Source organism: Conexibacter woesei DSM 14684 (genome assembly GCF_000025265.1).
In the GTDB taxonomy this organism is placed as follows: Bacteria; Actinomycetota; Thermoleophilia; order Solirubrobacterales; family Solirubrobacteraceae; genus Conexibacter; species Conexibacter woesei.
Window position 1 is genome coordinate 2,585,927 of record NC_013739.1, and the last position, 9,931, is coordinate 2,595,857.

The 9,931-nt window shown below is 74.4% G+C and carries 10 protein-coding genes; 7 read left to right on the top strand and 3 right to left on the bottom strand.

Going from position 1 to position 9,931, the window contains the following annotated elements; translation table 11 throughout:
* The first annotated feature begins 161 nt into the window (after positions 1 to 161).
* Entirely contained in the window at positions 162 to 1,169 is a 1,008-nt protein-coding gene (locus CWOE_RS12145) for an ABC transporter substrate-binding protein (RefSeq protein WP_049793257.1), read from the top strand.
* On the opposite strand, the gene CWOE_RS33855 is transcribed toward CWOE_RS12145, so the two are convergent.
* On the bottom strand, positions 1,166 to 2,254 hold the full coding sequence (locus tag CWOE_RS33855) for a helix-turn-helix domain-containing protein (protein ID WP_012933912.1): 1,089 nt from the start codon (positions 2,252 to 2,254) through the stop codon (positions 1,166 to 1,168). The two genes, CWOE_RS12145 and CWOE_RS33855, sit on opposite strands and share 4 nt — an antisense overlap.
* A gap of 106 nt (positions 2,255 to 2,360) precedes the next feature.
* Between CWOE_RS33855 and CWOE_RS12155 the strand changes: the two genes are divergently transcribed.
* Genes CWOE_RS12155 through CWOE_RS12165 form a run of 3 tightly spaced genes read left to right on the top strand, consistent with a single transcriptional unit; the run spans position 2,361 to position 4,227 of the window.
* A complete protein-coding gene (locus tag CWOE_RS12155; RefSeq protein ID WP_012933913.1) occupies positions 2,361 to 2,828 on the top strand; it encodes a pyridoxamine 5'-phosphate oxidase family protein in 468 nt (155 codons plus the stop codon).
* Between the two features lie 50 nt (positions 2,829 to 2,878).
* Positions 2,879 to 3,541 carry a helix-turn-helix domain-containing protein gene (locus CWOE_RS12160; RefSeq protein WP_012933914.1) on the top strand — a complete coding sequence of 221 codons (663 nt, stop codon included), beginning with the start codon at positions 2,879 to 2,881 and terminating at the stop codon, positions 3,539 to 3,541.
* Positions 3,538 to 4,227 carry an MOSC domain-containing protein gene (locus tag CWOE_RS12165; RefSeq protein WP_012933915.1) on the top strand — a complete coding sequence of 230 codons (690 nt, stop codon included), beginning with the start codon at positions 3,538 to 3,540 and terminating at the stop codon, positions 4,225 to 4,227. Before CWOE_RS12160 ends, CWOE_RS12165 begins: the two co-directional genes overlap by 4 nt.
* Before the next feature lie 27 nt (positions 4,228 to 4,254).
* Here CWOE_RS12165 and CWOE_RS12170 read toward each other — a convergent pair whose 3' ends face one another.
* A complete protein-coding gene (locus tag CWOE_RS12170) occupies positions 4,255 to 4,911 on the bottom strand; it encodes a TetR/AcrR family transcriptional regulator (RefSeq protein WP_012933916.1) in 657 nt (218 codons plus the stop codon).
* Positions 4,912 to 5,016: 105 nt separating this feature from the next.
* On the opposite strand from CWOE_RS12170, the gene CWOE_RS12175 reads away from it, so the two are divergent.
* The 3 genes from CWOE_RS12175 to CWOE_RS12185 all read left to right on the top strand — a co-directional run bounded on the left by CWOE_RS12175 (position 5,017) and on the right by CWOE_RS12185 (position 9,045).
* A complete protein-coding gene (locus tag CWOE_RS12175) occupies positions 5,017 to 5,832 on the top strand; it encodes an alpha/beta fold hydrolase (RefSeq protein ID WP_012933917.1) in 816 nt (271 codons plus the stop codon).
* 119 nt (positions 5,833 to 5,951) lie between these two features.
* Complete coding sequence (locus CWOE_RS12180) at positions 5,952 to 7,079, top strand: hypothetical protein (RefSeq protein WP_012933918.1); 1,128 nt, start codon at positions 5,952 to 5,954, stop codon at positions 7,077 to 7,079.
* A gap of 10 nt (positions 7,080 to 7,089) precedes the next feature.
* Positions 7,090 to 9,045, top strand: coding sequence for a carbamoyltransferase family protein (locus tag CWOE_RS12185; protein WP_012933919.1), 1,956 nt, complete (start codon positions 7,090 to 7,092; stop codon positions 9,043 to 9,045).
* A 35-nt stretch (positions 9,046 to 9,080) separates the two neighbouring features.
* On the opposite strand, the gene CWOE_RS12190 is transcribed toward CWOE_RS12185, so the two are convergent.
* Positions 9,081 to 9,893, bottom strand: a complete 813-nt coding sequence (locus tag CWOE_RS12190) for a hypothetical protein (RefSeq protein ID WP_012933920.1) — start codon at positions 9,891 to 9,893, stop codon at positions 9,081 to 9,083.
* Between the last annotated feature and the right edge of the window lie 38 nt (positions 9,894 to 9,931).

The following is a 9,931-nucleotide window of genomic DNA, read 5'->3' on the forward strand; positions in this document are numbered from 1 at the left end:
GTGTCGCTTGCGACGTTCGGCGCGGATCGGACGGTGTGCGTGCGACGCGCGTCGCACGGACGAGTTAGGTTACCCTAACGCGCCTGTCCCGTCGTCGACCCGGAGTTTCGCCCGTGCCCACGTCCCGCCGTCTCGCTCACGCGCTCCGCGCGTGCCTCCTCTTGGCTGTCCTCGCCGTCGTCGCCGGCTGCGGCTCCTCTTCCGACGACGAGAAGAGCGGCGGCGCTTCTTCGACCGCGACCGCGACGACCGCCGCGGCGGGGACGTTTCCGGCGACGGTCGAGCACAAGTTCGGTACGACGACGGTGGAGTCCGCGCCGAGACGGATCGTGACCGTCGGGCTGACCGAGCAGGACACGGTGCTCGCGCTCGGCTCCGTGCCGATCGCGACGACGGAGTGGTACGGCGAGAGACCGAACGCCGTCTGGCCGTGGGCGAGCGCGGCGCTCGGCGACGCCAAGCCGGAGGTGCTGAGCAACAAGGACGGCTTCCAGTTCGAGCGGATCGCCGCCCTCGAGCCGGACCTGATCATCGGGACGAACGCCGGGATGAGACGGGGCGACTACGAGAAGCTGTCCGCGCTCGCGCCGACGATCACCTCGGCGAAGGGCAGCACGGACTACTTCTCGCGCTGGGACGAGCAGGTCGAGCTGATCGCCGCGGCGCTCGGGCGGCCGGAGCAGGGCCAGCAGCTGGTGCGCGACGTCAGAGCCCGCTTCTCCGACGCCGCGGCCGAGCATCCCGAGTTCAAGGGCAAGACCGTCAGCTTCAACCAGAACGGCTTCTACGACGGCCAGATCTACTCGTACCCCGACGGGCTCAACACGGAGTTCCTGACCTACCTCGGCTTCGAGATCGAGCCGCGCGTGACGGCGCTCGCGACCAAGCCCGGCGTGCAGGTCGGCGTCTCGGCGGAGCGGCTCGACGTGCTCGACTCCGACGTCGCGCTGTTCGCGACCGAGGAGCCGAAGGACGTCAAGGCGCTGGAGAAGATCCCGACGTTCATGCGGATGGACAGCGTCGCCAGACATCGCGCGGTCTTCACCGACGGGACGCTCGCCGGCGCGATCTACTTCATGACGCCGCTGAGCCTCGAGTACGTCGCCGAGCAGCTGCCGCCGCAGCTCGCGAGAGCTGTCGCCGGCAGAGCGCCGCGCGCGATCGGCTAGCGGCGCGGGGCCGCTGAGGGGCGGCCGGCGGCTGGGCGGCGCGGGGCGGCCGCGCGGCGCGCGGCCGCCGCTGCTGCGGACGCCTCCCACTCGATCGCGTCGCCGCTGGCGAGGCCGCGCGCGCCCAGCTGCGTCAGCACGCTCGCCAGCATCTCGCGGCGGATCGCGCCGTACTCGACGACGTGCGCCACGACGCCGCCGTACGTGAACGACTGCGGCGGCTCGCAGAGTGCGTCGACGAACGCGTCGTCCCACGCGCCGCGGTCGCGGATCGCGCGGACGAGGCGCGCGAAGGAGCGCGCGGCGCGCTCGAAGCGCGCGAGCAGGCCGGCGGGGTCGGCAGGCGGCGCGGGCGTGGGCGGGCCGGCGGCGGGAGCGCCGGCGGGGTCGGCGGGAGCGCCGGCGGGGTCGGCGGGAGCGTCGGCGGCGGGCGGCGCGGGCTGCGGCTGCGGCGCCGGCAGCCCCGCGATCGCGGCGACCCACACCTCCAGCGTGAACACCAGCCGCTCGGCCATCGCGGCGGCGCTCGGCTCCTCGCCCTCGAACCAGACCGCGACGAAGCCCGGCCGCAGCGGCCGCGCGAGCTCGTCCGCCGGCACCGTCGCGGCGGCGCGCAGCAGCTCGCGCACGCGGTCGAGGTGGTGGGCGACGAGCCGCTCGGCGAGGTCGCGGCCGGCCGGCGAGCCCGCGGTCGCGTCGGGGATCAGCAGGCCGGCGGGCGGGTGGAAGTGGATGCCGTTCGGCGCGTCGAGCTTCAGCGGCGGCGCGCTCGCGGCGGCGAACGCGCGCGGTGCGACGCCGTAGGCGCGCGAGAAGGCGCGCGAGAACGCCGCCAGCGAGCCGTAGCCGGCGGCCGGCGCGGCGTCCGACGGCGCCGCTCCGCCGACGCGCAGCTGCCACGCGGCGCGCTCCAGCAGCAGCCGCCGCCGCAGCGTGACGGGCGACTCGCCGGTGGCGGCGGCGAGCAGGCGGTCGAGATGGTCACGCGAGAAGTGCGCCCGTGCGGCGAGCTCGCGGCCGTCGGCGCCCGGCTCGTCGAGCGAGGCGAGGACGAGGTCGATCAGCTCGCGCAGACGGTCGGTCACCGCCACATCCTCGCGCGTGGGTCGGCTGGCGCGTGGGCCGGCCGTCCGCTTGATCGCGTTCGACGTGCTGCTCGACGCGGTCGCCGCCGGCCGTGACGATCGGCGCATGCCCACCTGGTCAGACTTCGCCGCCGCCGCGCCGCAGCTCGCCGCGCAGGTCCGCGAGCGGCTCGACGCGCACACGCACAAGACGCTCGCGACGCTCCGCCGCGACGGATCGCCGCGCATCTCCGGGTCCGAGACGATCCTGCACGACGGCGAGCTGTGGATCGGCTCGATGTGGGAGGCGCGCAAGGCGCGCGACCTCCAGCGCGATCCCCGCTTCGCGCTCCACAGCGGGTCGGACGAACCACCCGCGCTCGGCGACGCGAAGCTCGCCGGCCGGGCGGAGGAGATCGTCGACCCTGCGGTGATCGACCGGGTCATCGGCGACCACAAGCCGCCCGGCCCGGCCCACCTCTTCCGCCTCGACCTCGACGAGGTCTCGCACCTCGGCCTCAACGCGACCGGCGACGGGATCGTCATCACCGTCTGGACGCCGGACGGCGGCGTGCGGACGATCGAGCGCAGATAGCTGGCGCATGAAATATGCGCCGCGCGCATGGCCGCGCTACGCTGTGACCGATGGACGGCGCCGCACCGCTCGACACCCTCGACGCACTTGGGCCGCGGCTGCGCCGCGCGCGGCGCGCCCGCGACCTGACGATGGAGCAGGTCGCCGAGCGCAGCGCGATCTCGCAGTCGTCGCTGTCGCGGCTGGAGGCCGGTCTGCGCCAGCCGTCGCTGGCGCAGCTGCTGACGCTTGCGCGGATCTACGACGTCGCGGTCGGCGAGCTGCTGGAGGAGGCCGGCGCCCGCCCGGCCGCGGTGATCGACCCGGCGACGGCACCTGAGCAGGAGGCGAACGGGCTGCGCTTCCGCGTCGTCGACCGGCAGGACCCCGGGGCCGCGCTGTCGGCGCTGCGCGTGACGGTGCCGGCCGAGCGTGCGGGGGAGGGGAGGGGCGAGCGCGCGGGCGCGGCCGGCGGCGACGCGGTCGCGAGCCGCCGCTACGCGCACACCGGCGACGAGTGGCTGTACGTCCTCGCGGGCCGGCTGCGGCTGACGCTCGGCGAGCGCGTCCACGTGCTCGATCCCGGCATGGCCGCCCACTTCGACGCCGCCACCCCGCACCGGCTCGACGCCGAGGACGGGCGCGACGCCGAGCTGCTGCTGATCGCGGCGCGGCTGCCGGCGGCGCGGCCGCCCGCGGAGACGCGCGGCCGTACCGCGCGCGAGGCGCCATGAGCGGCGGCGCGCGGGTGCTCGCCGTCCACGCCGGCGCGGTCGCCGACCTGCCGTACCGCGACCGCACGATCCGCAGCGCGATCGTCAAGCGCCGGCTCGACGGCCGCGTCCCCGTCGCCGCGCTGGGGATCGACGGCGACGAGCACGGCGACACCGTCAAGCACGGCGGTCCCGAGCAGGCGCTGTGCGTCTTCGCCGCCGAGCACTACGCGCACTACGAGCGGCTGCTCGGCCGCCCGCTCGCGCGGCCGGCGTTCGGCGAGAACCTGACGACCGCGGGCGTCGGCGAGCACGACGTCTGCGTCGGCGACGTGCTGCGGATCGGCACCGCGCTGTGCGAGGTCAGCGCGCCGCGCAGTCCCTGCTACCGCGTCGGCGCGCACCATGCCGCGAAGCGCTTCCCGCTGTGGATGGAGGAGAGCGGGAAGACCGGCTTCTACCTGCGCGTCGTGCGGGCCGGCCGGCTCGCCGCCGGCGGCGCGGTCGAGCTGGTCCACCGTCCGCATCCGCACGCGACGATCGCCGCGTGCAACCGCGTCAAGCACCGCGAGAGAGGCGACCTCGATGCGACCGCGGCGCTGCTCGTGCCGGCGCTCGGCGCCTCGTGGCGGGCGACCTTCGAGCGCCGGCTCGCCGGCGCGCTGGAGGACCCGGCGCCGCGCCGCTTCGGGCCGGTGGGCGCGTGAGCCCCGGCGGCTGAGCGCCGCGCCGGCCTACTCCGCTCTCGTCCCGTACGCGGCGAGGAACACCTCGACCGCCGCGGCGGCGAGGCGGGCAGGGGCTTCGGGGTCGGGATCCGGCGCGTCGCCGACGAACAGCGCGCGGTTGGCCGGCGTCCACAGCACGAGCCCGGCGAACTGCGCGGCCGCCGTCTCGGGGTCCTCGATCGCCAGCAGCCCGCGCTCGGCGAGCTGTTCGAGCGCGACCGCGAGCGTCGAGATCCCGCGCAGGAAGCCCTGCTCGTAGTAGAGCCTGCCCAGCTCGGGGAAGCGCAGCGCCTCGCCGGCGACGAGGCGCCGCAGCCGCAGCACCTCCGGATTGACGATCGCGGCGTGCAGCCGTTGCGCCAGCTCGCGCAGTGTGGGTACGAGGTCGTCTGGGTCGAGCGGCACCGGCGACGCCGCGCCGATCCGCGCCTCGACGCCCTCGACCGCGTGCAGGACGAGCGCGGTGAACAGCCCCTCCTTGTCGGCGAAGTGCTTGTAGATCGTCTGCTTCGAGACGCCCGCCCGGGCGGCGACGCCGTCCATGCTCGTGCCGACGTAGCCGCACTCCAGGAACACCTCCGCGGCGGCATCGAGGATCGCCGCGCGCTTGCGCGCCGAGCGGCCCGTGAGGGCTGGCTCGGGGGTCTGTGGTTCTGCTGCCATGGGCCAACAACTGTACTAGACGGTCTAGTTCCGTGCCTGCTATAACCGTCGCAGCAACGGAACTAGACGGTCTAGTTCCGAACAGACTGAGAAAGGGAGCACCCCATGAGCACCACCGCAACCACGCAGACCGTCACCTCGGCCGACGGCACGCAGATCGCGTTCGATCGCCGTGGCGACGGACCGGCGATCGTGCTCGTCGGCGGCGCGCTCAGCTCGCGCGCCGGGGACCCGCTGACGGCGCCGGTCGCCGAGGCGCTCGCCGAGCGCTTCACGACCGCGCACCTCGACCGCCGCGGGCGCGGCGACAGCGGCGACACGCAGCCGTACGCGGTCGAGCGCGAGGTCGAGGACATCGGCGCGATCGTCGAGGCGCTCGGCGGCGAGGCCGGGCTCTACGGGCTCTCCTCGGGCGCCGTGCTCGCGATCGAGGCCGCGCGCCAGTTGAAGGGCATCACGAAGCTGGCCGTCTGGGAGCCGCCGCTGATCGTCGACGACAGCCGTCCGCCGCTTCCGGCCGACTACGTCGAGCAGCTCGACGCGCTCGTCGCAGAGGACCGCCGCGGCGACGCCGTCGAGCTGTTCTTCAGCGCCGCCGTCGGGATCCCGCCGGAGTTCGTCGCCGGGATGAAGCAGAGCCCGATGTGGGACGGAATGACCGCCGTCGCGCACACGCTCGCGTACGACGGGCGCGTCGCGCGCGACGTGATGGCGGGGAAGCCGCTGCCGGCCGCGTGGGCCGAGCTGACGATCCCGACGCTCGTGCTCGTCGGCGGGCTGAGCGAGCCGTTCATGGAGAACGGCAACCGTGCGCTCGCGCAGCTGCTGCCGAATGCGGAGCTGAAGACGATCGAGGGCCAGGACCACGCGGTCGCGCCCGACGCGATCGGTCCGTACCTGCGCGAGTTCTTCACCGCCTGAGCGCCCATCGTCCTGGGTTGGTGTCGCTATACGACAGCAACCCAGGACGACGGCGGTGGTCGCCAACCATTTCCCGGGTGGTTAGAGTTACGGAATCCAGGGGGCTGGGAGGCTCGAGCATGAACGCATCGCCCGTGAACTCCTACACGGAGTGGGGACCGCTGAGGGAGATCATCGTCGGCGAGGTGGACAACGGCTGGCTGCCGCGGAGGCCGGAGCACACGGACCTCTCGTACAAGCTGTTCTACAACGACAACCTCAAGCAGCAGCACCACAACGACGTCGACGGGCCGCAGGGGGAGGGGCTGCGGCTGGAGCACGTCGAGCCGTACGCGACGCGCGAGGCGGAGGAGCGGCGGGAGGACGTCGAGGCGTTCGTCGCGCTGCTGGAGGGGCTGGGCGTCACCGTGCGCCGCCCGCGGCGACTCGACGAGGTCAGACCGATCGCGACCTCGGCCTGGTCGTCGCTCTCCTATTTCGCCCACAACGTGCGCGACCAGAGCCTGATCGTCGGCGACGAGATCATCGAGACGCCGCCGCTGTGCCGGCACCGCTACTTCGAGAACGACCTGCTCAAGCCGCTCTACCACGAGTACTTCAAGGGCGGCGCGAGATGGACGGTCGCGCCGCGGCCGCTGATGCTCGACGAGTCGTTCGACAAGACCTACGTCAAGGGCGCGCCGCAGCCGGAGGCGATCGGGGCGGCCGGGCTCGGCTTCGAGATGATGTTCGACGCGGCGCAGTGCCTGCGCTTCGGGACCGACATCGTGATGAACGTCTCGACCGAGAACCACCGCCTCGGCGCGCGCTGGCTGCAACGCCACCTCGGCGATCGCTTCACCGTCCACGTGATCGAGAACTTCGCCGACAACCACGTCGACGGCTCGATCATGCCCCTGCGGCCGGGCGTGCTGTTCGTCAACGCGCGCAAGATCCACGGCAGAGCCCACCAGCTCCCGAGAGCGCTGCAGAAGTGGGACATGATCACGTGCTACGACACCGACGACACCGTCTACGGCGAGGACAAGCTGCTGCTCGCGAGCGAGTACATCAGCGCGAACGTGCTCCCGCTCGACGAGGAGCGCGTCGTCGTCGACGGCCACTCGACGAAGACGATCAGAACGCTGGAGAAGCACGGCTTCACGCCGATCCCGGTCAGACTCAGGCACTCGCGCCTGTACGCCGGGGGGTTCCACTGCATCACCCTCGACGTGCGCCGCGACGAGCCACTCGAGACGTACTTCTAGAGGCGCGGCGATGCGCGAATGGATCCTCGGCGTCGGTGCCTCGCACAACGGCGGCGCCTGCCTGATCGGCGACGGCGAGCTGGTCGTCGCGATCCAGGAGGAGCGCCTCACGCGCGTGAAGCGCTCGCGGCTGCGCCCCGCGTTCGACACGCTCGCGATCCGCTACTGCCTCGACGCCGCCGGGATCGGCGTCGGCGACCTCGCGCTCGTCGCCGTCAGTCGCGACGAGCCGGTCGCGCTGCCGGAGAGCGACCTCGCGCGCAACCCGCTGCTGGCCGGCGACGCGGCTGGCGCGGCCCGCGGCGACGCCGGCGCGGCCCGCGCGCTGCCGCCGATCGCGTACGTCTCCCACCACCGCGCGCACGCCGCGGCGGCGTGGTTCCAGTCCGGCTTCGAGGACGCGGCGGTGCTCGTGATCGATGGACTCGGCTCGCCGCTGGAGGACTGCGACCCGCACGAGCGCGCGGTTGCGCGGCGCGACGGCTGGGAGACGCTGTCGATCTACGACTGCACCGCCGGCCGCCTGCGCTGCGTTCACAAGGACGTCGCGCCCGATCGCTCGTGGCTGTCGATCGGCGACCGCGGGATGGCGCGCTTCGCCGGCATCGGCGGGATGTACAGCGCGGTCGCGCGGCAGCTGTTCGGCGAGTACCTGGAGGCCGGCAAGGTGATGGGGCTGGCACCGTACGGGCGGCCGTCGCTCGCGCCCGAGCGCTTCTGCCGCGTCGCCGACGACGGCGAGCTGACGTTCCTCGACGACGTCCCGGCGCTGTTCCCCGGCGACGCCCGCTGGCCCGAGCACGAGGTCGAGTACTCCGACCTCGCCGCCTCGGTGCAGGCGGCGCTGGAGCACGCGGTGCTGTGGGCGGCGGCGCAGGCGCGCGCGCTGACCGGCTCGCGCCGGCTCGCCTACGCCGGCGGCGTCGCGCTCAACTGCCTCGCGAACGAGCGGATCGTGCGCGAGGCCGGCTTCGACGACGTCTTCGTGATGCCGGCCGCGGAGGACAGCGGCACGTCGATCGGCGCGGCCGTCGCGGGAGCGGTTGAGCAGGGGCTGACGCTGCGCCGCCGCCGGATCGTGCGCGACGCGCCCGGCCGCGGCTACGGCGAGGTCTCCGGGCGGGCGGCGATCGCTGCGTTCCCGGGCGCGGCCGGCCCGCCGGTCGGCGCGTCGCCGGACGTGCTCGCGGCGGCGCTCGCCGCCGGCGCCGCGGTCGGCTGGTTCCACGGCGGGGCGGAGCTGGGGCCGCGCGCGCTCGGCAGCCGCTCGGTGCTCGCCGACCCGCGCCGCCGGGAGGTGTGGCCGGAGCTGAACCGGCGCAAGGGCCGTGAGGGCTTCCGCCCGCTCGCGCCGGTCGTGCTGGCCGAGCACGCGGAGGAGTGGTTCGAGCTGGGGCCGCGACCCGACAGCCCGTTCATGCTGCGCGTCTGCGCGGTGCGGGAGGAGCGGCGCGAACGGATCCCGGCGGTCGTGCACGTCGACGGGACCGCGCGCGTGCAGACGCTGGCGGAGGAGGCGAACCCTCCGCTGCACGCGCTGCTGCGCGCCTTCCACGCGGCGACGGGGGTGCCGGTGCTCGTCAACACGTCGTTCAACGCCGCCGGCGAGCCGATCGTCGAGACGCCCGAGGACGCGCTCTGGTGCGCGGCGCGGCTGGGGCTGGAGCTGGTCGTGCTCGACGGCGTCGCCGTCGCGCTCGACGGCTCCGCGGTCGACGGCGCGCGCTTCGTCGCCGCCGAGCACGTCTGCCGCCGCACCGCGGGGCGGCCGGCGTGGGCGGCGGAGGTCGAGACGGCGACGCCGTGGGGGCCGGCGCGCTACTGGCTGGAGGGCGCCGAGCTGCGGACGTTGCAGGAGCTCGCCGAGCGCCCGCTCCCGCTCGCGGCGGCGGGCGCGGATCCGCGCCGAGAGGCGGTCGAGCAGCTGCGGCGCAGGCGGCTCGTGCGCGTGGAGCGGCCGGCGTGAGCGGCGGGCGTGGCGGCGGCGGGAGCGGCGGGCGCTCAGGCCGGGAGCGCGCGGGCGGCCTCGGCGACGACCCAGTGCGCCAGCGGCAGCACTGCCGGCGGCAGCTCGGTTCCGGGGGCGCGGTCGAGGTAGAGCTCCAGCACCGTCCACATCGCCTCGGCGTGCTGCGGGCGGTGGCGGGCGAACGCCTCGCAGCCGAGGTAGACGCTCGTCGCGTAGCGGCCCTCGTCCTCCATCACCAGCTCGAAGCCGACGCGCAGCAGCCGCTTGAGGACCGCTCTCACGCGCTCGGCGTCATCCGCCGCTCGCCCGTCCGCGACGTCCTGCAGCCATGCCACCTCGCGCGCGACCGCGAGGTGGTCGAGCAGCATGTCGGGGCCGGGCCGGCGCGGCCGCAGACACGGCGCGAGATCGTCGCCGGCGATGCAGAGCGATTGCGTCGCGATCATCGCGGCGAGCGTCGGGTTGCGCACGTCGAAGTCGTCGTGGTGGCTGGCCCAGCCGAAGTCGACTCCGGTCAGCCAGCCGTCCGCGGTGCCCGCGCGGCGCGCCTCCTGCTCGGCCCACGCCGGCGTCTCCCACCAGACGAAGCGCTCCGGTGGGTCGGGCCGCACGAGCGCGAACGTGTCGAGGTCGGCGACGCCCGGCACCGCGTCGCCGAGCACGACCGAGCCGCGCACGTACGCGCTGTGGAGCGCGTCGCCGAAGCGCTCCAGGTAAGTCGTGCGGGCACGCTCGATCACGGGCAGGACGGGCGCGGGCACCTGCTCCCACGCCGCCGGGTTGACGATCGCGCCGTCGGCGTCGAGCGCGAACCAGCTGCCGACCGGCCGCGTCCGCGTGCTCATCGTTCCGTCCCCCACCGGAAAGTGGACATTGGGACAGC

Bases quoted from the DNA above. Each gene is read 5' to 3' on its own strand.
- CWOE_RS12175 (WP_012933917.1), top strand. From the start codon at position 5,017: ATGAGCACCACCGCAACCACGCAGACCGTCACCTCGGCCGACGGCACG.
- CWOE_RS12185 (WP_012933919.1), top strand. From the start codon at position 7,090: ATGCGCGAATGGATCCTCGGCGTCGGTGCCTCGCACAACGGCGGCGCC.
- CWOE_RS12160 (WP_012933914.1), top strand. From the start codon at position 2,879: ATGGACGGCGCCGCACCGCTCGACACCCTCGACGCACTTGGGCCGCGG.
- CWOE_RS12190 (WP_012933920.1), bottom strand. From the start codon at position 9,893: ATGAGCACGCGGACGCGGCCGGTCGGCAGCTGGTTCGCGCTCGACGCC.
- CWOE_RS12170 (WP_012933916.1), bottom strand. From the start codon at position 4,911: ATGGCAGCAGAACCACAGACCCCCGAGCCAGCCCTCACGGGCCGCTCG.
- CWOE_RS12155 (WP_012933913.1), top strand. From the start codon at position 2,361: ATGCCCACCTGGTCAGACTTCGCCGCCGCCGCGCCGCAGCTCGCCGCG.
- CWOE_RS12165 (WP_012933915.1), top strand. From the start codon at position 3,538: ATGAGCGGCGGCGCGCGGGTGCTCGCCGTCCACGCCGGCGCGGTCGCC.
- CWOE_RS12180 (WP_012933918.1), top strand. From the start codon at position 5,952: ATGAACGCATCGCCCGTGAACTCCTACACGGAGTGGGGACCGCTGAGG.